This is a genomic window from Alloalcanivorax sp. (genome assembly GCF_964221125.1).
Classification (GTDB): domain Bacteria; phylum Pseudomonadota; class Gammaproteobacteria; order Pseudomonadales; family Alcanivoracaceae; genus Alloalcanivorax; species Alloalcanivorax venustensis.
Window position 1 is genome coordinate 18,371 of the sequence record NZ_CAXPXK010000083.1, and the last position, 20,579, is coordinate 38,949.

The following is a 20,579-nucleotide window of genomic DNA, read 5'->3' on the forward strand; positions in this document are numbered from 1 at the left end:
GTCAGTCTCGCAGGGTACGACCGCTTTGCAGATCGATGATGGTGGACGGCTTGCCGCGCGGGTCACAATCGCCGGTGACGATGAAGTCCAGATCGCTACCCAGGGCCTTGCCGACCTGGAACCGGTTGCGGCCCGGGGGCCGCCCGGCCCGGTTGGCGCTGGTGGAGACGATCGGCGTGCCCACCGCCGCCGCCAGCGCCCGCGCCAGCGGGTGGGCGCTGACCCGCACCGCCACCTTGGGGTGGACGCCGCGAATCCACGCCGGCACCCGCTCGGTGGCGTCCAGCAGGTAGGTCACCGGCGCCGGCCAGGCCTGGCGCAGCCGTTCCCGCTGGACGTCGTCCAGGCGCACCAGGCCGTCGAGCTGGTCCAGGTCCGAAGCAACCAGAATCAGGCCTTTCTCCACCGGCCGCTGTTTGATCGCCAGCAGCCGCCGCACCGCGTCCTTATCGAAGGGGTCGCAGCCCAGGCCGTAGACGGTCTCGGTGGGATAGGCGATAACGCCGCCGGCGCGAATAATGTGCGCGGCACTGAGCAGATGCTGGCCGGACGCCGTTGTGTGCGGGGTCATCACCGTTCCTCGTGTGGTTACTGGCCGCGAAGGTACCCAAGCCCGGACGGTCAGGCAAGCCCGCGATGGCGGCTGTAGCCGCCGGCCACCCGCTTGATCCTGCCTTCCAACTCCAGGTCGGCGAGCTGTTCCGCCAGTTCGGTCATCGCCAGGCCACTGCGTCGGGCCAGGTCGTCCAGGCTGTTGATGCCGGTGGTGAAATGCGCCAGCAGGCCGCTGGTGTCGTCCGGCCCGCGGGCCGCCGACAGCGCCGGGCTGTCCTCCAGGGTGCGGCGGAAGTCGCCGAAGGCGTGCAGCACATCGTCGACGCTCTCCAGCCAGTTGGCGCCGTCGCGCAGCAGCCGGTGGCAGCCCTTGCTGAGCGGGTTGTGCAGCGAGCCGGGAATGGCGAACACCTCGCGGCCCTGCTCGGCGGCGGTGCGCGCGGTGATCAGCGAGCCGCTGCGCAGCGCCGCTTCCACCACGATGGTGCCGAAGCTGAGGCCGCTGATAATCCGGTTACGCGCCGGAAAGTACTCCCTGCGCGGCTGGCTACCGGGGGCGAATTCGGTGACCAGAACACCACCCCCCTCGATGATCTGCTGCGCCAGCTTGCGGTGGTGGGGCGGGTAGACCCGGTCCGGGCCGTTGCCGAGCACCGCCACCGTGGTGCCGCCGGCGGCCAGGGCGCCCCGGTGGGCGGCGGCGTCCACGCCCAGCGCCAGGCCGCTGGTGATGGCGAAGCCGGCGGCGGCCAGCGAGCGGGCAAAGCGGAAGGCGTTGTCGGTGCCGTCGGCGGAGGCGGCGCGGGCGCCCACCATGGCCAGCTGCGGGCCAGAGATCACCGCCGGGTCACCGCGTACCGCCAGCACCCCCGGCGCGTCCGGCAGGTCCGCCAGCAGCGGCGGATAGTCGTCGTCGCCCAGGGCCAGCCAGCGCCAGCCGAGGCCCGACAGGGCCGTCAGAGGGCCATGCAGGTCCTCCGGGTGCCGCAGCCGCCGATCCGGCAACCGGTTTTTATTGGGCAGCCAGGACCGGAAGTGGTCCAGCGGGGTATCGTCGGGGGAGTGTTCACGCAATATCCGGCCGAGAAGGGCCGAGTAGGGTGAAAAGGCGGCGCACAGCACCAGCCGTTTGAGTTGGGCATCCATCGCGCACCTCCCTGTGCGCCGTGCTAGACGGTTATCAGACTAGAATCAGTAGCTGCCTTCCGGGCTCTCCACGATGTCCTTCATGTAGATCGGCCGGGTGGACTCCATGATCAGGCCGTAGCTGACCTTTTCATGGACCCGGAACAGCACCAGAGTGCCGGCCTTGGTGCGCGGCAGACGCACCATTTCATCCTGCTGGCGGTCACGCACCAGCTCGCCCTGCTGGAAGATTTCCAGCACGTGGCCGGGTTCCATGCCCTCGCGCTCGCCCCGGTTGATCACCACCACGTCGTTGCGCGCCACACTGTTGATGCGGTCGAAGAAACGAATGATGTTGCCAGTGACTTTCTCGTCGGGGGCATGGGGGTAGAGTACCGCGCGCACTTCCCGGTCCGGCTGCTGGAACAGGCGGTCGTCCACGCGCACGTCCTCGGAGGAGCGGATCACCTCCAGGGTGGTCATGTCCTCTTCCTGGTCGCGGACGCTGGCCAGGCCGATGCGGCGGGCTTCGTAGCCGAGCACTTCCCGGGTTTCCGGGTCCACGTATTCCTCGCCCACCCGGTAGATGCCGTAGCGGCGCTGCAGGTCGGCGAAGCGGTCTTCCGGATCCCGGGCGTAGACGGTGTCGCCCATGCCGAACACCACCCGGCGGTCCTGGCCGCCGATCAGATAGGGCGCGGCGAGAATCTCGTCACGGTCCATCACCAGGGCGTCTTTCAGATAGCTCTGGATGGCGCTCATGGGAATCGCGGGGATGGCGCTGTCGCGGTCCACTTCGCGGACGCGGGGCGTCAGCTTGACGGTGCCGTCGGACAGTTTGCTGCGCTTCACGTTATCCCGGTTGACCGCCAGGCGCGGCTCGCCATCCTGCCAGAATAGGCGGATTTCATCGCCGGGATAGATCAAATGCGGGTTGTCGATCTCCGGGTTGTCGTGCCAGAGTTCCGGCCACTGCCAGGGGTTCTCGAGAAAACGACCGCTGATGTCCCAAAGGGTATCGCCCTTTTTGACGTAATACACACTAGGATGGTCGTCTCGTAGCGCGATGGTGTCGGCCATGACGGCGGACGTCACCACCAGCAACCCCACGTACAGGATTCGCTGCAGCGATTTCATCATCAGCGGATTCCTTTTATCATTATTGGTGTCCGCGGAACGGCGAACACACCCCCGGATCGAGCACAGTCGTTTTTGGATATTAGCAACGCTATCATATATTTAGCAACCGACTTTAAAGCACCTTCCCAAGTGTTTGAAAACTCAGGAGCCCCATGGCCAAGCTTGAGATACTCGAATTCCCAGACCCACGCCTTCGCACGGTAGCAAAACCGGTCGAGACGGTGGATGACGCGCTTCGCAAACTGATCGACGACATGATTGAAACCATGTACGAGGCGTCGGGAATCGGGCTGGCGGCGTCCCAGGTGAACGTGCACAAGCGGGTTCTGGTGATCGACGTGTCGGAAACCCGTGATCAGCCGCAGGTGTTCATCAACCCGGAGATCACGCCCCTCACCGAGGATCTGGCCCCCTATGAAGAGGGCTGCTTGTCGGTGCCCGGCTTCTACGAGAAGGTGGAGCGCCCCTCGCGGGTGCGCATCCGCGCCCTGGACCGCAACGGCGAGCCGTTCGAGATCGAGACCGACGGGCTGCTGGCCACCTGCATTCAGCACGAGATCGACCACCTCAACGGCAAGCTCTTTGTCGATTATGTGTCCCGCCTGAAGCGTGATCGGATCAAGAAGAAGCTTCAGAAAGTACACCGCCAACAGGCCTGAGAACTGATTTGAAACCGCTTCGCCTTGCCTTCGCCGGCACCCCGGATTTCGCCGCCGTCAGCCTGCAAGCGCTGCTCGACGGCCCGCACACCGTCGCCGCGGTGCTCACCCAGCCGGATCGCGGCGCCGGCCGCGGCAAGAAAGTACAGCCCGGGCCGGTGAAAAAACTGGCCCTGGCACACGACCTGCCGGTGCTGCAGCCGGACACCCTGAAAACCGACGAGATCCAGAACCGGCTGCGCGAGCTGGATCTGGACGCGCTGATCGTGGTCGCCTACGGCCTGATTATTCCCCGCGCCGTGCTGGCCCTGCCCCGGCTCGGCTGCGTCAACGTGCACGGCTCACTGCTGCCGCGCTGGCGCGGCGCGGCGCCGATCCAATGGGCGATCCAGGCCGGCGACCGGGAAACCGGCACCACCATCATGCGGATGGACGCCGGCCTGGACACCGGCCCGATGCTGCTCAGCGAGGCGCTGACCATCGGGGCGCGCGAGACCGGCGGCGAGCTGCACGACCGCCTGGCCGAGCAGGGCGCCCGGCTACTGGGCACCGTGCTTGAGGATCTGCCCGGCTACCTGGAACAGGCCCGGCCGCAACCGGAAGAGGGCGTCACCTACGCCGCCAAACTGACCAAGGCCGGCGCCCGGCTGGACTTCCGGCTGCCCGGCGCCGCCCTGGTCAACCGGGTGCGCGCCTTCAACCCCTGGCCGGTGGCCTGGGTGGACTTCGGCGGCCAGCCCCTGCGGGTATGGGACGCCGAGGAGGTTCCGGACACCGGCGAGCCGGAGCCCGGCCGCATCGTCACCGTCAGCGACGAGGGCCTGCCGGTGGCCTGCGGCGACGGTGCCGTTCTCTTGAGCCGGGTACAGCTGCCCGGCAAACGCCCCATGACCGTGGCCGAGGTACGACGCGGCCACCCGGAGCTGTTCCAGCCGGGGGCCACCCTTGAATAAGGCGCCGGATCCCCGGCTGGCGGCGGTGCGCGCCCTGGAGCGGGTACTGCCCGGCGAGGGGGACGGCGCCAGCCTCCGCGAAGTGCTTGCCCGGGGCGTGCCCGACGGCGCCGCCGGCGGCCTGATGCGCGACCTCTGCTTCGGCGTCTGCCGCCACCTGCGGCCGCTCAACCAGTGGCTCAACAGCCAGCTCGACAAGCCCCTCAAACCCAAGGCCCAGGCGGTGCGCCTGGCGGTGCTGTGCGGCCTCTATGAACTGTGGTTCACGGAGCGCCCGGCCCACGCGGTGGTCAACGCCTACCCGGAGCTCTGCCGTCAGCTGAAGGCGGGTTGGGCCAGCGGCCTGATCAACGCCCTGCTGCGCAAGGCCGACGGCCTGGACCCGGCGCAGGTGTTCGCCGACTACGACCCGGCGGTGCGCTATTCACTGCCCGGCTGGCTATGGCGGTCGTTCCAGCAGGACTGGCCGGAACAGGCCGACGACCTGGCCCGGGCGGCCCTGGCGCCGCCGCCGTTCACCCTGCGCGTGAACCGTCGCCAGCACAGCCGCGACCAGGCCCTGGCCGAGCTCGGCGACGGCGCCCGGCCCGGCGACCTGTCGCCGTGGAGCCTGTATTTATCGCCGCCGCGCCCGGTGTCGCAGCTGCCCGGTTTCGACAGCGGCGGCTATTCGGTGCAGGACGAAGCGGCTCAGTTGCCGGTGGAACACCTGGCGGCGCCGAACGGCGGCCGGGTGCTGGACGCCTGCGCCGCCCCCGGCGGCAAGACCGGCCAGATCCTGGAAGCCTTCCCCGGCGCCCGGGTCACCGCCCTGGACCTGTCCGCGCGCCGGCTGGACCGGGTACGCGACGCGCTGCGCCGCATCGGCGCCGAGGCCGAGTTGGTGCAAGGCGACGCCGCCGAGCCGGCCGCCTGGTGGGACGGCGAACCCTTCGACGCCATCCTGCTCGACGCGCCCTGTTCCGCCAGCGGCATTTTGCGCCGTCAGCCGGACGTGAAATGGCACCGTCGGCGCACCGACCTGCCACCCTTGGTGGATTTACAAGCGCGCATGCTGGATGCACTATGGCCGCTTCTGCGCCCCGGCGGCCGGCTGGTGTACGCCACCTGCTCGGTGCTGCGCGACGAGAACGACCGCCAGATCGCGGACTTTCTGGCGCGCACCGACGACGCCGAGGACCGCACCGAGCGGCCGTCCGACGCGGCCCCGGTGGCGGCGGGATGGCAACTGCTGACACGGGATAACGGGCCCGACGGCTTTTACCTGGCCTGCCTGCATAAACGCAAGGCGGCCGACGACAACAAGGTGACCGACCAGCGATCATGAAGATCATCATTCTCGGTGCCGGCCAGGTGGGCGGCACCCTGGCGGAGAACCTGGCGGGGGAACGCAACGACATCACCGTCATCGACATCGACGGCGAACGCTTGCGGGAACTGGGGGACCGTCTGGACATTGGCACCGTGCTCGGCATGGGCTGCTATCCTTGGGTGCTCAAGGAAGCCGGCGCCGAAGACGCCGACATGCTGATCGCCGTGACCAATTCCGACGAGGTCAACATGGTCGCCTGCCAGGTGGCCTACACGCTGTTTCGCACCCCCACCAAGATCGCCCGTATCCGCACCGCCCACTACACCAGCCGCGCGGACAAGCTGTTCAACGAAAACGCCATTCCCATCGACGTGATCATCAGCCCGGAACAGGTGGTCACCGACTACATCAAGCGGCTGATCGAACACCCCGGCGCCCTGCAGGTGGTGAACTTCGCCACCGGCCGCGTGCAGTTGGTGGCGGTGCGCGCCTATTACGGCGGCCCGCTGGTGGGCAACGAGCTGCGTGAGCTGCGCAAGCACATGCCCAACGTGGAAACCCGGGTGGCGGCGATCTTCCGCCGCAACCGGCCGATCATTCCCGAGGGCAACACCGTCATCGAAGCGGACGACGAAGTGTTCTTCATCGCCGCCAAGAACGACATCCGCGCGGTGATGAGCGAGCTGCGCCGCCTCGAGCACAACTACAAGCGGGTGCTGATCGCCGGCGGCGGCAACATCGGCTACCGGCTGGCGAAGAGCATCCAGCACCGCTACAACGTGAAAATCATCGAGCGCTCGCCGCAGCGGGCCGAATGGCTCGGCGAGCGGCTGGGCCACACCGTGGTGCTGCAGGGCCTGGCCACCGATCGTGACGAACTGCTCAAGGCCAACATCGAGAACACCGACGTGTTCTGCGCGCTGACCAACGACGACGAGGCCAACATCATGGCGTCGCTGCTGGCCAAGCGCCTCGGCGCGCGCAAGGTGATGACGCTGATCGCCAACCCGGCCTATGTGGATCTGGTGCAGGGCCACGACATCGACATCGCGATCTCGCCGCAGCAGTCCACCATCGGCAGCCTGCTTACCCATGTGCGGCGCGGCGACGTGGTCAACGTCTACTCCCTGCGCCGGGGCGCGGCCGAGGCCATCGAGGCGATCGCCCACGGCGACGCCAAGTCCTCCAAGGTGGTGGGCCGCGCCATCGAGGACATCGACCTGCCGGAGGGCACCACCATCGGCGCCGTGGTGCGCGGCGAGAAGGTGTTGATCGCCCATGACGACATCGTCATCGAGCCGGACGACCACGTGATTCTGTTCCTGATCGACAAACGCCGCATTCGGGACGTGGAAAAACTGTTCCAAGTTGGTTTCACGTTCTTCTAGGGGACCCTGCCCATGCACTTCGCGCTGATCTCGAAGATTCTGGGCCTGCTGCTGGTGGTCTTCAGCTTCACCATGATGCCGCCGGTGGCGGTGGCCTATCTGTACCGGGACGGCAGCGAAGGCCCCTTCCTGGTGTCGTTCACCATTTCCATGCTGCTGGGGCTGGCGCTGTGGCTGCCGTTCTTCCGCCAGCGCGCCGAGCTGCAGACCCGCGACGGCTTCCTAGTGGTGACCCTGTTCTGGTCGGTGCTGGGGGTGATCGGCGCGCTGCCGATGCTGATCTCCGAGGCGGTGCCGGTGGGCTTCACCGACGCGGTGTTCGAATCCGTGTCCGGCCTGACCACCACCGGCGCCACGGTGCTGTCCGGCCTGGACGATCTGCCCAAGTCCATGCTGTTTTACCGCCAGCAGCTGCAGTGGCTGGGCGGCATGGGCGTTATCGTGCTGGCGGTGGCGATCCTGCCGATGCTGGGCATTGGTGGCATGCAGTTGTACAAGGCGGAGATTCCCGGCCCGATGAAGGAGTCCAAGCTGACGCCGCGCATCGCCGAGACCGCCAAGGCGCTGTGGTACGTCTACCTGGCCATCACCATCGCCTGCGCGCTGGCCTACTGGGCCGCCGGCATGACGCTGTTCGACGCCATCTGCCACAGCTTCAGCACCGTCTCCACCGGCGGCTTCTCCACCCACGACGCGTCCATGGCGTACTGGAACAGCACGCCCATCGACATTATCGCCACCGTGTTCATGCTGATCGGCGGCATCAGCTTCGCGCTGCACTTCGCGGTGTGGCGCGGCAAGAGCCTGCTCGCCTATATGCGCGACCCGGAATGCCGCTTCTTCCTCGGCCTGATGCTCCTCTACATGCTGATGGTGGGCGGCGGCCTGCTGGTTTTCGGCATTCACGAAGAGCCCGGCGAAGCCACCCGCCACGCCGCCTTCCAGGTGGCGTCGTTCGGCACCGGCACCGGCCTGACCAGCACCAACGCGGCGGCCTGGCCGGGCTTTATTCCGTTGCTGCTGGTGCTCACCAGTTTTGTCGGCGGCTGCGCCGGCTCCACGGCGGCGGGCATGAAGGTGGTGCGGGCCGCGCTGGTGTTCCGCCACAGCATCCGCGAGCTGCGCCGGCTGATCTATCCCAATGGCGTGTTCGCGCTGCGCTTCGGCAAGCATGTGGTCAACGACCGGGTGCTGCAGGCGGTGTGGGGGTTCGTCGGCGTGTACATCACCCTGTCGGTGATCTTTACCCTGCTGTTCACCATGACCGGCATGGACCTGACCACCGCGGTGAGCGCGGTGGCCGCGTCGATCAACAACCTGGGCGTGGGCATCGGCCAGGTGGGCGGCGGCTTCGCCAACATCACCGACGAAGCCAAGTGGATGATGACCGTTCTGATGCTGCTCGGCCGCCTGGAGATCTTCACCTTCCTGGTGCTGTTCACGCCGCTGTTCTGGCGCCAGTAGGTCAGGGCACGTCGAGCCGGTAGACCCGCTTCGCGGTGTCGTAAAACAGCGCCTGCTTCTCCGCCTCGGAGCACGCCCCGGCCAGCCGTTTAAAGGCGTTCCACAGCACCGCGTAGGAACAGGACAGCTGGTCCACCGGGAAATTGCTCTCGAACATGGCGCGCTCCACGCCGAAGGCGTCCACGCAGACCTGAAACCAGGGCCGCCACAGGTCGGCCAGTTCCTGGGAAGAGGGCGGCCGGGGCCGTTGATCCAGCTCGAAGCCGCAGCTGTGCATGCCCAGCCCGCCCAGCTTCACCGACACATTGCGGCAGGCGGCCAGCGCCTCGATGGCGCGGCGCCACTCACTGAACACCTGCTCGCCCCGGCCGGCGTAATCGCCCACGCCCAGCACGCCGCCGACGTGGTCGAGCACGATATTAGTTTCCGGAAAGGCCCGCGCCAGGTCGGTGAGATCGTCGATCTGATGAAAGTAATTCCAGCAGTCAAAGCTCAGACCCAGCGGCGCCAGCTCGGCGAAACCGCGTCGCAGCTCCTGGTCCAGCAGCAGGCCCGCCGGCAGCACCCGGCGGGTGGTGCGGATATTGGGGTCCGGGTCCCAGACGCTGGACTGGCGAATGCCCCGAAAGCGGCCCTTGCCGGCTTCCAGGTGGGCCTCCAGCATGCCTTTCACCGCCGCGCCCTGGCGCAGGTCCGTGTAGCCGACGATGCCAGTGCACACCCGCCCGCCGGTGGCGGCGGCCACGCCCTCGGCGAACACGGTTTCGCCCACCGGGCGCAGCGCCTCGTCGCCGTCGCTGTAGTACCCTTCGGAACATTCCACGAACACCGTGGCGCGCACGTCGTGGCCGGCGGCCAGGTCGCGCTCGATGTCATCGCGCAGGTAGCGAGGGCGCGGCGCGTCCCAAAGATGGTGGTGCGGGTCGATGATGGCCCGCTCCGGTTCCAGTACCGGCTCCTGGTGCAGGGCCAGCCAGTCGAGATCCGGAGCGGGCAGGATCACCCGACCGGTGGAGGATGAAGACGTGTCGCTGCTCATTGAATTAGGCTCTCCCGATGGGTCGTTATTATTTACCTATCCAACATTAGCATGGAGTTCCCATGAGCGAATTGATCCAGTACCAGCGCGACGACGGCATCGTCACCCTCACCCTTAACAGCCCGGAGACCCGCAACCCGATCTCCGATGACGACATGATCGAGGCGCTGCTGGCCGCCCTGGAGCGGCTGGAAACCGACCCGGACGCCCGCGTGGCAATCCTCACCGGCGCCGGCAGCGCCTTCTCCAGCGGCGGCAACGTCAAAAAGATGGGCGCCGCCGGCGGCCTCAACGATGCCCGCCCGGCCAAGACCCGCCTCAACTACAAGCAGGGCATCCAGCGCATTCCGCTGGCGTTCGAGAAGCTGGAAGTGCCGGTGATCGCGGCGGTGAACGGCCCGGCGGTGGGCGCCGGCTGCGACCTGGCCTGCATGTGCGATCTGCGCATCGCCGGCGAAAGCGCCTGGTTCGCGGAGAGCTTCGTGAAGCTGGGCATCATCCCCGGCGACGGCGGCGCCTGGCTGCTGCAGCGGGTGGTGGGCTTTTCCAAGGCGGCGGAGATGGCGCTCACCGGCGACCGCGTCAAAGCGGACGAAGCGCTGGCCTGCGGCCTGGTGTCCCGGGTGGTGCCGGACGACCAGCTTCTCGACGAAGCCCGCGCCCTGGCGCAGCGCATCGCCGTGAACCCCACCCAGGCGGTGCGCATGACCAAGCGGCTGCTGTGGGCCGGCCGCTCCCTGCGCCTGGACGCCCTGCTGGAAATGTCCGCCGCCATGCAGGCGCTGGCCCACTCCACCTCGGACCACCAGGAAGCGGTGCAGGCCTTTATCGACAAGCGCGCGCCGGACTTCACCGGCGACTGAACGCGCTAAAGGGAACCCAAAAAAAAGCCCCGCGGGGTAGCGGGGCAAAAGGGGTCGAATCGCTCGTCCCGAGCAGAAATCAGGCGATGTTGTTGACCCGTCGTTCGCCACGGAACAGCTGGTCCATCTCCCCCTCGTAGTAGGCTTCCACACGGGGGTTCATCACTTTCTTCCACAGCGGCGGCACCAGCGCCAGCACGTACATGGCGGCGTAACCGCCCGGCAGCTGCGGGCTCTCTTCGTAGTGACGCAGCACCTGGTAGCGGCGCTTGGCGTAGGCGTGGTGGTCGCTGTGACGCTGCAGCTGGAACAGCGCCAGATTGGTAAGCAGGTAGTTGGAGTTCCAGCTGTGCGCCGGGGTCACCCGCTCGTAGCGGCCCTTGTCGGTGACCCGGCGGTGCAGGCCGTAGTGCTCGATATAGTTGATCACTTCCAGGGTAAAAGCGGCCACGAAGCTCTGCGCCACGAAGAACAGCACGCCCATCCAACCGAACGCGAGACCGAACGCCACCGCGAACAGCGCGGAAATCGAATACCACCAGATCAGCTCGTTGTGGCGGCTGAAGTTCTTCTTACCCTTACGCTCCAGGTACTGCTTCTCCAGCTTCCAGGCGTTCAGGAAGTTGTGCTTGAAGGCACGCGGCAGGAACTCGTACAGGCCCTGGTTGTACTGGGACGAGGACGCGTCTTCCGGGGTGGACACATGCACGTGGTGGCCACGGACGTGCTCCACCTTGAAGCCCGCGTAGGTCACCGAGGACAGCAGCAGGCCGCCCATCCAGTTCTCCAACTTGGGATCCTTGTGCACGAACTCATGGCCCAGGTTGATGGCGATGATGCCGCCCACGGTGCCGATGGAGACAATCCAGCCCAACTGGCCGAGCAGGGAATAATCGTTATTCACGAACACCCAGCCGGCGAAAAACAACACGCCCAGCCAGATAAAGCCCATCAGGAACAGCGCGCTGGTGTAGATGCGCTCCTGGCTCATGGAAGGCACCTGCTGGTGCTCGTCCGGGTTGGAAGGGTCCTTGCCGATGATGTAATCGAGCACCGGAATGATGCCGAACACCACGAAATACAGGAACCAGGCCCAATAGTCCTGGGTGCCGGACTCGCGGCCGATGAAGGCGCTCATGGGCAGCAACGGCAGCACCGCCGCCCAGAAGGCCAGATAACCCCACTTTTTAAGCTTCAGCATGGTATCGGAATGCATTTTCGCGAACATGGTTCGTCTCCTCCCTGGCCGTGGTCCTCGCCAGGCTCTGTCTTTAGCCAGCAGGCGGTCGAGCGGACGGATCCGGCCGACTCAGCCATTACTTTGTCATTCTTCGATGGCAACATTAACAGCAATTCTTGAATTGTCAAACAACTCAATTCGTGACACAGAAGGAAAGTGCGCGGATAATAGCCACCAGAACCCGGAGGAGCCCCATGTCGCTGAAAGCAGTGAGTCTCAGTGAACAGATTGCCGAGCACCTGAGCGAACGCATCGTGCGCGGCGACCTCGCGCCCGGCGAAAAGCTGCCGGAAGCGGAACTCGCCAAAGAGCTGGATGTGAGCACTAACTCACTTAGAGAGGCCTTCAGGCTGCTGGAAAAGCGTCATCTGATCCGGCTGCAACCGCGCCGGGGCGCGCGGGTCTGCGAGGTCACGGAAAGCGAGGTCCGCGACCTGTATAACTTCCTGTTCCTGCTGCTCTCCCACCTGGCCGCCCAGGCCGCCCGGGACTGGAAACCCGGCGAGATCGAGGATCTGGCCATGATGCTGCCCGAGCTGGAGCGCCACTACCGCAACGCCGACATGCCCGGCGCCCACCAGGTCGCCTTCCGCTTCGTGGAAATGGCCACCGCCCGCTTCGCCCGCAACCGCTACCTGGCCGACGACATCGAAGACCTGGTGCCCCTGCTCAAGCGCTTCTCGTTCATCGCCCTGCAGGAAGACACCACCGAATTCGACATGTCACTGAAGATCTTCCAGCGGCTGCTGGAAAACGTGCTCGCCCGTAACGCCGAACAGGCCGCCGCCGACATCCGCGAATACGGCGACAACCAGTGCCGGCTGGTGCTGCGGGCTATCGCTAAGCGGGATGCGGCTTAAGGCTGGCGGCTTCCAAGCATGTAGGTCCTAAGCTGCTGCTCCTCGCGCATGACGTAAAGGATAAGAACCCGCGCCCCCTCCTCACGATAAAAAACGCGGCACGGCGGCACCACGACTTCCCGGTACACGGAATTGGGCAGCTCAGGAGGGAGACGTCCGGACTGAGGAAATGCGTTTAGTCGCTCGACATTATCGAGCACTGCGTTGACCAGATCGCTGGCCGCGGCAGGATTGTCCAAAGCAATGTACTCAGCGACAGCATCCAATTGCTGAAGCGCGGGTTCCGTCCAAACTACCTCAGCCATTTACTCATTTTCTCCCTGGCCTCACTTTGGCTGTACGTTCTTCCCTCAAGTACAGCCCGCTCTCCCCGTGAGAGCCCCTCAAGCAACTCAAGCCGACGCTGCATGAACTCGTAATCCTGCACGTCGACGAGATAGGCGGATGGCTGACCGTGTTCCGTGATCAGCACCGGCTCCTTGGAGATGTGCAAATCCGCGAGAATCTTTGTGGCCTGACGCTTCAGGTTTGTAACCAGCTCAACTTTCATGGTCTCACCTTGGACCGAATCCATAGTGACACTAAAGTATCACTTCTTGGCAAGGGCAGCCACATTGAACGCTACGCAGTTAGGGCCCGCCATAGACGCGGCGGGCGCAGTGGATGGCCCTGTAACGCCGTTAATCCAGGAGCCTTTCGGGTGCATCCATGTCCTCGTGCAGGACACGAACAACAAGCACCTCCGGCTCAAGCACCTGATAAAAAACAGTGTGATGCTCCACCTGCAATCTGCGATACCCGGGAAGAACGTGGGTATAGTCCGTGCCGAGTGACGGATAATTGATGAGCTGTTCCATCCCGGCCGCCAGCCGATCCAAGTATGTATCCGCCTGATCCGCACCCCATTCTTCACAGGTATACATCCAAATCCCGATGAGATCCGACTCGGCCTTCGGCGTGACGCTCAGCTTAAGCACTAATCAGGCGCCTTCACTCGTTTGCGACCAGCCGCCTTGATGGCGGCTATATCAAGCGGCTTGGGTTGCCCGCTTGACTCACCCTCAACGAGGGCCTGCCTCAGCGTAGCAAGGCGCTCCTTGGCCTGCTGGTCCCTTCGGATAAGATCGCGGATATACTCACTATCATTGCCAAAGTGACCGTTTTCAATTTGGCCTTTCACCCAGTCGTCTTGTTGTTCCGTCAGCGTGATGGTTTTCCGGTGCATGCTCATAGCCGGTGCTCCTAACACAGCAAAGTATGACAATATCATACCGCTCCTCTGTGCCGGATCAATGTCCTGGTTTTAAACGTAGCCAAACGGATGCGGCTTTCCCGTGTTAACCGCCCAGCAACGCCCGCACCGCGGCATCTGCTAACGCGTCCCGATGCTCCAGCGGACTGGCCGGCATCAGCCCGTCCAGCCAGGGCCGAACCAAGTAATCCACCGGACCGAACACGAGGGCCAGCACCAGAGCAGGGCGCCCGGCCAGATGTCGGGTCTCCGGCCAACGTTTCAGCCAGTCCCGAAGAGCCGTGAAGTAGCGGCCGTTGGCGTCGCGCAGTAATGGTCCGGCCGCGCTCTCCAGGCGAGGGCGAGCCGCAAGCAGGAAACGCGCCCAGTCCGGATGCGCCACGACCCAGTTCAGATAATCCTCCACCAGAGCACGCAAGCCCGCCTCGGCGGAATCGCTTCTCGCCATGGCCGCCATCGCGATCTCGCCGAAATGCTCCACCCCGGCCACGAACAGAGCGGCGAACACGCCCTGCTTGTCGCCGAAGTGGTGATAAAGGCTACCCACGCTGACGCCGCTGCGGAGGCGAATCGCATCGATGGTGACCGCGTCCATGCCGCATTCGGTGGCGCAGGCCAGTGCCGCCGCCAGTACACGCTCCCGGGCGCCGGCGCGGGGCCGCGCTGGACTTGCTTCGCTCATACTAGAACCTTATTCTAGAATAATATTCTAATTGCCATTCTGGAGGAGTCGCCATGACACCGCAAGACATGCAGGCCCTCGGCGAGCGCGTCCTCGCGGCGCAGCCGTTCAGCCGCTTCCTGGGCGCGCGCCTGGATCGTTTCGTGGAAGGGGAGGCCCAGCTTTCCCTGGCCCTGCGACCGGAGTTCCTGCAGCAACATGGTCGCCCCCACGGCGGCATACTCAGCTATCTCGCCGACAACGCCCTGACCTTCGCCGGCGGCTCCTTGTACGGCGACGGCCTGACGCTGGAATTCAAGATCAACTACACGAAGGCGGCCAAGGGCGACACCCTGGTGGCCCGTGCCCGCGTGGAAAGCTCAGGCCGCCAGGCGGCGGTGTGCCGCTGCGACCTGTTCTCGGTGGCCGAGGACGGCTCGGAAACCCTGTGCGCCGTGGCCCAGGGCACCATCATGGCGCCGGCGGCCGACACGGGTTGAGTGCGGCCGAGCAGTACGTCCCAGGCCTCAGGTCATTTGATGTTATGTCGGATATGACATATTTTATCGACATGATGCATGCCAATAAGCGTAAGAAGCTTGAGGAAAACGGCTGGAAAGTTGGTGATGCCGATGAGTTCCTGGGGCTTACTCCTGAGGAGTCCGCCTACCTTGGAATGAAGCTGGCTCTCAGCCACGCTCTCAAAGAAAATCGGCGTAAGAAAGATCTGAGCCAAGTCGAGCTCGCCAAGCTGATCCAATCCAGCCAGTCTCGAGTCGCCAAGATGGAAGCAGGTGACCCCGGCGTTTCTATCGATTTACTCATGCGAGCTTTACTGGCGCTTGGCGCTTCTTCAGAAGAAGTTGGCAAAGTCATTTCGTCAGGAAAACCCCAAGCGGCATAGGCTCTAAGTCTGGTTGAGACCGTTACACTTCAACCGCCAGGTTGTGTACATTGACTGCGAGCAACCGCTAGACGTCATGTTCAATCCTACTGCCATAAATTTTTTTGACGGGAGTGGCGTCAAGGTCGAGCCCTTCCAGGCACCTTGCATTGACCGCCCAACCGTCGAAGGGCTCGACGCCCTCGCGCAGCTCCTGCGCAGTCGGGTCACTCGGTCGTCTGAAGGGCAGGATTCCGCACACCGGGCAGAAGTAGTCTTTCGCTGTTCGCGAGCCCCATTGGTACAACGTCAGATCGCTCCACGGAACCAGTAGGCGCAGCGACTCTTTCGCTACGCGATGATTCAGCGCGCCTCTGCGCTGGCAGATGGAACAATCGCAAGAGCGCACATGATCAATGTCCGCATCCACTTCAAACCGGATTCTTCCGCAGTGGCATGAGCCTCGATACGTCTTCACAGCACATAACACCTGTCTAAGGGGAGGTTATAGTTATGTTTTTTGAATTATAAAAATTGACATAGCCAGAATATGCTGTAGGGTAGCGCCCTGCTAGGAAGTTTTGATCTATAATGTAAAAACCTGTTCGATCCCTGCCAGTAGTTAGCAACTCCTCCGCACGTAATCGTCCTGCCTTTTTAGTCATAGACTCTTTCCAGCACCATCGGTCCAACTGGGCCATTAATATAATATTTGTAGGTACGATTATGTCAGCAGTTACTGGTACGGTTAAGTGGTTCAACGAAGCAAAAGGTTTCGGTTTTATTGAGCAAGAGTCTGGCACAGACGTTTTTGCTCACTTCAGCGCCATCGTCGGCTCAGGCTTCAAAACCCTGATGGAAGGCCAAAACGTTAGCTTCAACGTGACCCAAGGCCAGAAAGGCCCGCAGGCAGAGAACATTCAAGTTATCTAAGATAGCTTGACTCGGCGCTTCGGCGCTGATGTTCTAAAAAAGGCGGCTCCCTGACGGGAGCCGCCTTTTTTATGAGTACGACGCCATACTCGTGCGCTTGGTAGCGCCATCATAAGAAAAGAGATCAAGCCATCAATACATAGCAAGAACACCATTCCTGAGGAAGCAACGCGCGAAGCGAGCTTAGGGAGCGGACTTAATCGCATGGTCAGACATTGACCACCAGGTTCGGCCAAATTTTGAGCCACCTTTTCTCTTGCACGCGTTGAGCGAACACCTCTGGCTTCGGCCTCTTCGGATTCGGCGTAATCGTGTATTCGAAAAGCACATCAATACCAAAAGGTGCGACGATTTCTATATCGTTACTTTCATTCAGGGTGGCGCCAACCGCCGTTTCCACTTCTACCCAGTAGCTCATGGCGTCTTCAATTGACGCATACGGGCTGTCTGAATTCCTATTATGCATTCTCGCCTGGTTCTTTACCGACCATGCAAAGTCGGAGACCGCTTTGAGCCGGCTCTCTAAGTCCTTATCCGCTTCCTCGCTTGCCTTGTCCGGATCAAAGTAGATCAAGTCGATGTCATTCAGAGCTGTGGCGCGGCTATACCCATGAACTTTATCCCACGCCAGGTTGCGAACGAACCCGGCGGCAAGGCACCAATCACTCAACCCCAGCGAACGTGCAACGGAAAGGGCCTCAATTCGCATGCCGTCTTCCGATATCCATTTCTTGATCTGTGCAATGTTATCCATTTCGATACCTAACGCCCGCAGCACGAGCGGCCTTGCAATGGAGGCGCAGCCGCACCGGAAAGGTCGCCGCTGAGACTGTGCTTTTTAAGAGGTGATCTTCTTGTACATGACATCAACCGTCACACCCTTATAGTCGCATCGCTCCAGATGAAGCCAGCCGAGTTTCTTATAAAGTCTCGAGGCGGACTCGGTGTAGAGGTACCAGGTCTTAGCGTTTGAGCGAGCCGCCTCAGTCTCGCATCGAGCGATCAGGTCGGTTGCTACGCCTTGGTGCCGAAAGGCCTCTTTCACATAAACGGCGGCTAGCCAAGGCGTTAAATCCGGTTTGGTGTCCATGTCGTTCTGTACTAGAGCCGCCGAGCCAACAAGCTGATTTCCGGATACTGCGACAAATATCGAAGGGATACCCTCTCGTCCCGCAGCCTCGACGATGGCTTCGGCCCGACCTTCCAGAGTCAACGAGGGGTTCAAATGCTTCCACTCCGCATGGTGAAGCTCGGCCAACTCCGCAATGAATTCTTTCTTGTCAGCCAGCGGAAGAATTTCCACAGTTCTTACCCCTTAACGCCAGTATCCCGAGGCGCCCTGATAAGGGCGTCCGATGGCGATCCTTCAGGGCCACAACCAACCAGAATGACTCGCTATTTCCTCGAGTACGGTTTGCCACCCTTAACCGTGGGCCAGCCATAGACCTTGACGTGATTTACAAGCCTGCATTGTTCAGACTGCTGTTCAGATGACAATTCGTCGCCACCCCATTCCCCGGTGAAATAATGATCATGGGGGAACTCGCCAGCTTTCGCTTTTGCAGCGATCTCCAGAAGCTGCTTTGCAAAATACTCTAGTCCTACCGGATCGCCATGAACGAAAACCTGTTTACCTTCCTCGTTAATTTCGAATGTTAAGAGATAATCGCCCATACTTCCTCGTAAAATTTAACGCCTTGGTTACGCGCTCGTCGCTTGCACTTTCTTGTTACTTTCTGTCACTCAACATCCCGAACCACTACAGGCTCGCGGCTTGCCAACACGCACAGGCACTCGTTATCGGTAGCGATCAAATACTCGCTGCCACCTCCCATAACTACATTCCCGTACTTTTCTTCTTGTTCAACCCAGCCGCCAGACTCTACTTGGTCGAAATAGGACCCAGTGGCGTTATCGGGCCAAGAATAGTTCAACATATCGCCCTCATCGAGATACCTAAAACCGCGCACCTCGGTAAAGACCAAAGCCACCATGCCGTTTACTTCACCTTTTGAACTGTACGTCCTAAGAGAGACCGTAAGTATCCATTGATCAAAATATAGGGAGGCTAGCTCTGTCGCATTCACACAAGGATCTAATTCAGTCATGACATTTCACCACTTAATACCGCCACAGCGGCGCACTTGCGAGCGCCCGGCAGCCGAGGGCTGCGTACTGATGCGCTTGGTTATCCCCTGTCCTGCGAGCACTGGGCATCAGATGTGATTTCTATAAGAGCAAATTTTGAAGAGTTGCCAGATTTTCCGAACTTCAACCAAGGTTTTCCTGCGCCGCCGTCAAGCCTGCTGGATTCGGCCTCCACTTCAGAGACATTTAGTACCTCAAAGATCTGTATTGGGCCGTCGCCAGCTCTTAGGCCTTCGTCTTCTGAATAGCACGCGATGGACTGCTCTGGGTCAAACTGTTGAAGCTTTTCGATCAGTTCCTTGATTTTCATAACACTCCCAATATTAGCGCCTATTTCGCTATGTATATAACGCCTCAATAACCGGCAGCCGCAATGAAGCGAAGCGTAATGTAGGCTGTCCGGCGCCGTAGGCACGAAGTTGATTGATTTGTTATTTTTTTTGGTAGCATTTTGTCACTTCGCCCTGCGCAACCTTTTGGAAGATAGATACCTTCTCCCTAGCCGATGCAACCATTTTATCGACCAGCTCAATTTCCTGTTGGTTTTTGTTAAGGAAGATAAACGCCTGAACATCCGACACCAAGTTAAACGCAGCCAATCTTATTGGGTCACTTGATATTATCTGAACCTCATTAAATGCTCGAAGATACTTTTTGTAGCCCTCGGAATCGGGAGAATAGCTAGCGTATAAATTAGCCTGTATCAGTTCTTGAGACTGGACTAGAAGCTCTACATATTTAGACTTTTTTTCTTCCTGGAGCCTATAGAAATGAGACCTGGCTTCTTTTTGATCCTCGTGCGACTGACTTTTGATCAAAGCCAAATAAGCCGCCAATGCAGATATCAGAGAACCCAAACCAATTTTAACTGCTGTATCTACAACATTGATCCAAGTTAAATCCATTCAAAGCTCCGAGCCTTATTGAAAACATAACGCAAAACTTTGCGGCAATTTTGGAGCCGCGAAGCGGTGGAAAAATTGTCCGACAACAGCGACTTGTTGGGCCTTAATCGCCAAAGCTAGAAAGTGTCCCAAGTCTTCCGTTTTCGGATATATGAGTCGTCATTCAGAAATGGTGCAATGATCTCGCTGAAGAAAGGAATATCAGGCTTACCAAGTTCCATTGCAGTGTATTGAAGCGACCAAAGCAGCTCAGACCAAAATCTTATGACATGAATGACGTAAAGCTGCCTGTATGGCGCTACAGCTTGTTGAATTCCAGTCAAAAGGCTCCCTTGCTCAACGTCTGTTATTTCCTGCCCAGTTTCTGATGTGTGTCGTACATGAATGAAACCACTGGTTAGCTCAGCGATCGCCCTTGCATTGCGGGCTATCTTTTCCTTTTTACGTTCTGTGACCCTTTGCTCGAATAGAGGGAGATCGACTGATTCCACCCACGACGCCACGGGATCTCCTTGCTGCTTGCTGTTCACTAAGAGGTTTATGTTTGAATATCGATCACTCTTGGCAAAAGCCGACAGAACTCTGAGAATTTCTTTGTGAACACCACCTTCAAGGTCGGTTAAAAACGAAAAATTAATACTTCGCTTGGCAGCGACCTCCAGCGACCTTTCATACAACAACTCTATGTCGTGGCCTATTTCTTTTTTGAGGTACTTAAAATCAGGAAACGCACCACCATTACTGGCGTAGTAGTCAAGCATCAAACAGAGCTTCCCGATCCGTTCTAATCCTGTTGCCAGGCTTGTGAAAGCTTGAAAGTAAATTCCTTTATTGGCGTAGTTAGCCTTGCGTATCTGTGTTGCTCCTGCCCCTAAAACCTCCTTTGTAAAGAGGGCTTCTTTTTGGAGGGCTAAAAACGTTTCGTTCAAAATTTACTCCCTTTGCGCCCAACAGGTATTAGGCCGCGCGCTCGTTCATTGGATAAAGACGCGCGCGTCATATCCTGTAAACCCGATTTCAATTGCCTGAAATAGAAGCAGAAATTCTCGGGCGTGACAAACCGACCGGATGGCTGGCGCATAAACACAAAAAACGCGGCCGAAGCCGCGTTTTTGATACGATTGAAGCTGAGGCTTGCGGTCAGCAAGCCCCGACCGATCACCGCCCCAAAATATCCCGAGCAATAATCTCTTTCATGA

28 protein-coding genes are annotated in these 20,579 nt (G+C 61.1%); 10 read left to right on the forward strand and 18 right to left on the reverse strand.

Translation table 11 applies throughout. The annotated features are described in order from the left end of the window. Window position 1: 1 nt before the first annotated feature. The 3 genes from ACEQZD_RS10225 to ACEQZD_RS10235 are packed head-to-tail and all read right to left on the reverse strand — an operon-like array spanning window position 2 to window position 2,820. Window positions 2-571, reverse strand: a complete 570-nt coding sequence (locus ACEQZD_RS10225) for an L-threonylcarbamoyladenylate synthase (RefSeq protein ID WP_142947872.1) — start codon at window positions 569-571, stop codon at window positions 2-4. 50 nt (window positions 572-621) lie between these two features. Further along, on the reverse strand, window positions 622-1,701 hold the full coding sequence (gene dprA, locus ACEQZD_RS10230; RefSeq protein WP_370185274.1) for a DNA-processing protein DprA: 1,080 nt from the start codon (window positions 1,699-1,701) through the stop codon (window positions 622-624). A 45-nt stretch (window positions 1,702-1,746) separates the two neighbouring features. After that, a complete protein-coding gene (locus ACEQZD_RS10235) occupies window positions 1,747-2,820 on the reverse strand; it encodes a LysM peptidoglycan-binding domain-containing protein (RefSeq protein ID WP_370185276.1) in 1,074 nt (357 codons plus the stop codon). 152 nt (window positions 2,821-2,972) lie between these two features. On the opposite strand from ACEQZD_RS10235, the gene def reads away from it, so the two are divergent. The 5 genes from def to ACEQZD_RS10260 are packed head-to-tail and all read left to right on the forward strand — an operon-like array spanning window position 2,973 to window position 8,596. Continuing rightward, window positions 2,973-3,479: a peptide deformylase gene (def, locus tag ACEQZD_RS10240; RefSeq protein WP_335628306.1), complete on the forward strand. Its 507-nt coding sequence runs from the start codon at window positions 2,973-2,975 to the stop codon at window positions 3,477-3,479. 8 nt (window positions 3,480-3,487) lie between these two features. Continuing rightward, window positions 3,488-4,432 carry a methionyl-tRNA formyltransferase gene (gene fmt, locus ACEQZD_RS10245; protein ID WP_370185278.1) on the forward strand — a complete coding sequence of 315 codons (945 nt, stop codon included), beginning with the start codon at window positions 3,488-3,490 and terminating at the stop codon, window positions 4,430-4,432. Then, complete coding sequence (gene rsmB / locus ACEQZD_RS10250; protein WP_335628304.1) at window positions 4,425-5,759, forward strand: 16S rRNA (cytosine(967)-C(5))-methyltransferase RsmB; 1,335 nt, start codon at window positions 4,425-4,427, stop codon at window positions 5,757-5,759. Before fmt ends, rsmB begins: the two co-directional genes overlap by 8 nt. Continuing rightward, window positions 5,756-7,132, forward strand: a complete 1,377-nt coding sequence (gene trkA / locus ACEQZD_RS10255) for a Trk system potassium transporter TrkA (RefSeq protein WP_335628303.1) — start codon at window positions 5,756-5,758, stop codon at window positions 7,130-7,132. The genes rsmB and trkA overlap by 4 nt, the downstream gene beginning before the upstream one ends. Before the next feature lie 12 nt (window positions 7,133-7,144). Continuing rightward, entirely contained in the window at window positions 7,145-8,596 is a 1,452-nt protein-coding gene (locus ACEQZD_RS10260; protein ID WP_370185281.1) for a TrkH family potassium uptake protein, read from the forward strand. 1 nt (window position 8,597) lies between these two features. Here the strand turns inward: ACEQZD_RS10260 and ACEQZD_RS10265 are convergent, their stop codons facing one another. After that, window positions 8,598-9,635, reverse strand: coding sequence for an amidohydrolase (locus ACEQZD_RS10265; protein WP_370185283.1), 1,038 nt, complete (start codon window positions 9,633-9,635; stop codon window positions 8,598-8,600). Between the two features lie 62 nt (window positions 9,636-9,697). Between ACEQZD_RS10265 and ACEQZD_RS10270 the strand changes: the two genes are divergently transcribed. Beyond that, window positions 9,698-10,498 carry a crotonase/enoyl-CoA hydratase family protein gene (locus ACEQZD_RS10270; protein ID WP_142947880.1) on the forward strand — a complete coding sequence of 267 codons (801 nt, stop codon included), beginning with the start codon at window positions 9,698-9,700 and terminating at the stop codon, window positions 10,496-10,498. A gap of 79 nt (window positions 10,499-10,577) precedes the next feature. Here the strand turns inward: ACEQZD_RS10270 and ACEQZD_RS10275 are convergent, their stop codons facing one another. Continuing rightward, window positions 10,578-11,726, reverse strand: a complete 1,149-nt coding sequence (locus ACEQZD_RS10275; RefSeq protein WP_370185285.1) for an alkane 1-monooxygenase — start codon at window positions 11,724-11,726, stop codon at window positions 10,578-10,580. A 206-nt stretch (window positions 11,727-11,932) separates the two neighbouring features. On the opposite strand from ACEQZD_RS10275, the gene ACEQZD_RS10280 reads away from it, so the two are divergent. Next, the gene (locus ACEQZD_RS10280) at window positions 11,933-12,598 is read left to right on the forward strand and encodes a GntR family transcriptional regulator (protein ID WP_194856480.1); all 666 of its coding nucleotides are present in this window, start codon (window positions 11,933-11,935) and stop codon (window positions 12,596-12,598) included. On the opposite strand, the gene ACEQZD_RS10285 is transcribed toward ACEQZD_RS10280, so the two are convergent. The 5 genes from ACEQZD_RS10285 to ACEQZD_RS10305 form a co-directional block, all read right to left on the reverse strand. Then, window positions 12,595-12,903, reverse strand: a complete 309-nt coding sequence (locus ACEQZD_RS10285) for a type II toxin-antitoxin system RelE/ParE family toxin (protein ID WP_370185287.1) — start codon at window positions 12,901-12,903, stop codon at window positions 12,595-12,597. The genes ACEQZD_RS10280 and ACEQZD_RS10285 overlap by 4 nt on opposite strands. Continuing rightward, the gene (locus ACEQZD_RS10290) at window positions 12,891-13,148 is read right to left on the reverse strand and encodes a type II toxin-antitoxin system Phd/YefM family antitoxin (protein WP_370185289.1); all 258 of its coding nucleotides are present in this window, start codon (window positions 13,146-13,148) and stop codon (window positions 12,891-12,893) included. Before ACEQZD_RS10290 ends, ACEQZD_RS10285 begins: the two co-directional genes overlap by 13 nt. Window positions 13,149-13,278: 130 nt before the next feature. After that, the gene (locus tag ACEQZD_RS10295; RefSeq protein WP_370185291.1) at window positions 13,279-13,575 is read right to left on the reverse strand and encodes a type II toxin-antitoxin system RelE/ParE family toxin; all 297 of its coding nucleotides are present in this window, start codon (window positions 13,573-13,575) and stop codon (window positions 13,279-13,281) included. Further along, window positions 13,575-13,829, reverse strand: coding sequence for a type II toxin-antitoxin system ParD family antitoxin (locus ACEQZD_RS10300; RefSeq protein WP_370185293.1), 255 nt, complete (start codon window positions 13,827-13,829; stop codon window positions 13,575-13,577). The genes ACEQZD_RS10295 and ACEQZD_RS10300 overlap by 1 nt, the downstream gene beginning before the upstream one ends. A gap of 106 nt (window positions 13,830-13,935) precedes the next feature. Beyond that, entirely contained in the window at window positions 13,936-14,532 is a 597-nt protein-coding gene (locus ACEQZD_RS10305; RefSeq protein ID WP_370185295.1) for a TetR/AcrR family transcriptional regulator, read from the reverse strand. A 53-nt stretch (window positions 14,533-14,585) separates the two neighbouring features. Between ACEQZD_RS10305 and ACEQZD_RS10310 the strand changes: the two genes are divergently transcribed. The 3 genes from ACEQZD_RS10310 to ACEQZD_RS10320 all read left to right on the forward strand — a co-directional run bounded on the left by ACEQZD_RS10310 (window position 14,586) and on the right by ACEQZD_RS10320 (window position 16,327). Next, complete coding sequence (locus tag ACEQZD_RS10310; protein WP_370185297.1) at window positions 14,586-15,011, forward strand: PaaI family thioesterase; 426 nt, start codon at window positions 14,586-14,588, stop codon at window positions 15,009-15,011. 44 nt (window positions 15,012-15,055) lie between these two features. Continuing rightward, on the forward strand, window positions 15,056-15,415 hold the full coding sequence (locus ACEQZD_RS10315) for a helix-turn-helix transcriptional regulator (protein ID WP_370185299.1): 360 nt from the start codon (window positions 15,056-15,058) through the stop codon (window positions 15,413-15,415). A gap of 705 nt (window positions 15,416-16,120) precedes the next feature. After that, on the forward strand, window positions 16,121-16,327 hold the full coding sequence (locus ACEQZD_RS10320) for a cold-shock protein (protein ID WP_370185301.1): 207 nt from the start codon (window positions 16,121-16,123) through the stop codon (window positions 16,325-16,327). A 208-nt stretch (window positions 16,328-16,535) separates the two neighbouring features. On the opposite strand, the gene ACEQZD_RS10325 is transcribed toward ACEQZD_RS10320, so the two are convergent. From ACEQZD_RS10325 to ACEQZD_RS10360, 8 genes are all read right to left on the reverse strand, one after another. Beyond that, entirely contained in the window at window positions 16,536-17,081 is a 546-nt protein-coding gene (locus ACEQZD_RS10325; RefSeq protein WP_370185302.1) for a nucleotidyltransferase family protein, read from the reverse strand. A gap of 84 nt (window positions 17,082-17,165) precedes the next feature. Further along, a complete protein-coding gene (locus tag ACEQZD_RS10330) occupies window positions 17,166-17,630 on the reverse strand; it encodes a GNAT family N-acetyltransferase (RefSeq protein WP_370185304.1) in 465 nt (154 codons plus the stop codon). Window positions 17,631-17,722: 92 nt separating this feature from the next. Continuing rightward, entirely contained in the window at window positions 17,723-18,001 is a 279-nt protein-coding gene (locus ACEQZD_RS10335) for an Imm32 family immunity protein (RefSeq protein WP_370185306.1), read from the reverse strand. 65 nt (window positions 18,002-18,066) lie between these two features. After that, window positions 18,067-18,435, reverse strand: a complete 369-nt coding sequence (locus ACEQZD_RS10340; protein ID WP_370185308.1) for a hypothetical protein — start codon at window positions 18,433-18,435, stop codon at window positions 18,067-18,069. A gap of 80 nt (window positions 18,436-18,515) precedes the next feature. Next, complete coding sequence (locus ACEQZD_RS10345; RefSeq protein ID WP_370185310.1) at window positions 18,516-18,785, reverse strand: hypothetical protein; 270 nt, start codon at window positions 18,783-18,785, stop codon at window positions 18,516-18,518. 121 nt (window positions 18,786-18,906) lie between these two features. Further along, window positions 18,907-19,380: a hypothetical protein gene (locus ACEQZD_RS10350; RefSeq protein ID WP_370185312.1), complete on the reverse strand. Its 474-nt coding sequence runs from the start codon at window positions 19,378-19,380 to the stop codon at window positions 18,907-18,909. 116 nt (window positions 19,381-19,496) lie between these two features. Then, on the reverse strand, window positions 19,497-20,309 hold the full coding sequence (locus ACEQZD_RS10355) for a hypothetical protein (RefSeq protein WP_370185314.1): 813 nt from the start codon (window positions 20,307-20,309) through the stop codon (window positions 19,497-19,499). Then, a partial coding sequence (locus ACEQZD_RS10360; RefSeq protein WP_370185316.1) for a hypothetical protein occupies window positions 20,306-20,579 on the reverse strand: 274 nt, incomplete at its 5' end. The genes ACEQZD_RS10360 and ACEQZD_RS10355, both read right to left, overlap by 4 nt.

Excerpts from the sequence above, each read along its gene's own strand:
- ACEQZD_RS10265 (WP_370185283.1), bottom strand. The coding sequence starts at position 9,635 with ATGAGCAGCGACACGTCTTCATCCTCCACCGGTCGGGTGATCCTGCCC.
- ACEQZD_RS10345 (WP_370185310.1), bottom strand. The coding sequence starts at position 18,785 with ATGAAAATCAAGGAACTGATCGAAAAGCTTCAACAGTTTGACCCAGAG.
- ACEQZD_RS10305 (WP_370185295.1), bottom strand. The coding sequence starts at position 14,532 with ATGAGCGAAGCAAGTCCAGCGCGGCCCCGCGCCGGCGCCCGGGAGCGT.
- trkA (WP_335628303.1), top strand. The coding sequence starts at position 5,756 with ATGAAGATCATCATTCTCGGTGCCGGCCAGGTGGGCGGCACCCTGGCG.
- ACEQZD_RS10225 (WP_142947872.1), bottom strand. The coding sequence starts at position 571 with ATGACCCCGCACACAACGGCGTCCGGCCAGCATCTGCTCAGTGCCGCG.
- dprA (WP_370185274.1), bottom strand. The coding sequence starts at position 1,701 with ATGGATGCCCAACTCAAACGGCTGGTGCTGTGCGCCGCCTTTTCACCC.
- def (WP_335628306.1), top strand. The coding sequence starts at position 2,973 with ATGGCCAAGCTTGAGATACTCGAATTCCCAGACCCACGCCTTCGCACG.
- ACEQZD_RS10325 (WP_370185302.1), bottom strand. The coding sequence starts at position 17,081 with ATGGATAACATTGCACAGATCAAGAAATGGATATCGGAAGACGGCATG.
- ACEQZD_RS10335 (WP_370185306.1), bottom strand. The coding sequence starts at position 18,001 with ATGGGCGATTATCTCTTAACATTCGAAATTAACGAGGAAGGTAAACAG.
- ACEQZD_RS10285 (WP_370185287.1), bottom strand. The coding sequence starts at position 12,903 with ATGGCTGAGGTAGTTTGGACGGAACCCGCGCTTCAGCAATTGGATGCT.
- ACEQZD_RS10290 (WP_370185289.1), bottom strand. The coding sequence starts at position 13,148 with ATGAAAGTTGAGCTGGTTACAAACCTGAAGCGTCAGGCCACAAAGATT.
- ACEQZD_RS10310 (WP_370185297.1), top strand. The coding sequence starts at position 14,586 with ATGACACCGCAAGACATGCAGGCCCTCGGCGAGCGCGTCCTCGCGGCG.
- ACEQZD_RS10235 (WP_370185276.1), bottom strand. The coding sequence starts at position 2,820 with ATGATGAAATCGCTGCAGCGAATCCTGTACGTGGGGTTGCTGGTGGTG.
- ACEQZD_RS10280 (WP_194856480.1), top strand. The coding sequence starts at position 11,933 with ATGTCGCTGAAAGCAGTGAGTCTCAGTGAACAGATTGCCGAGCACCTG.
- ACEQZD_RS10260 (WP_370185281.1), top strand. The coding sequence starts at position 7,145 with ATGCACTTCGCGCTGATCTCGAAGATTCTGGGCCTGCTGCTGGTGGTC.
- ACEQZD_RS10350 (WP_370185312.1), bottom strand. The coding sequence starts at position 19,380 with ATGGATTTAACTTGGATCAATGTTGTAGATACAGCAGTTAAAATTGGT.
- ACEQZD_RS10270 (WP_142947880.1), top strand. The coding sequence starts at position 9,698 with ATGAGCGAATTGATCCAGTACCAGCGCGACGACGGCATCGTCACCCTC.
- ACEQZD_RS10315 (WP_370185299.1), top strand. The coding sequence starts at position 15,056 with ATGTCGGATATGACATATTTTATCGACATGATGCATGCCAATAAGCGT.
- ACEQZD_RS10320 (WP_370185301.1), top strand. The coding sequence starts at position 16,121 with ATGTCAGCAGTTACTGGTACGGTTAAGTGGTTCAACGAAGCAAAAGGT.
- ACEQZD_RS10300 (WP_370185293.1), bottom strand. The coding sequence starts at position 13,829 with ATGAGCATGCACCGGAAAACCATCACGCTGACGGAACAACAAGACGAC.
- ACEQZD_RS10340 (WP_370185308.1), bottom strand. The coding sequence starts at position 18,435 with ATGACTGAATTAGATCCTTGTGTGAATGCGACAGAGCTAGCCTCCCTA.
- ACEQZD_RS10275 (WP_370185285.1), bottom strand. The coding sequence starts at position 11,726 with ATGTTCGCGAAAATGCATTCCGATACCATGCTGAAGCTTAAAAAGTGG.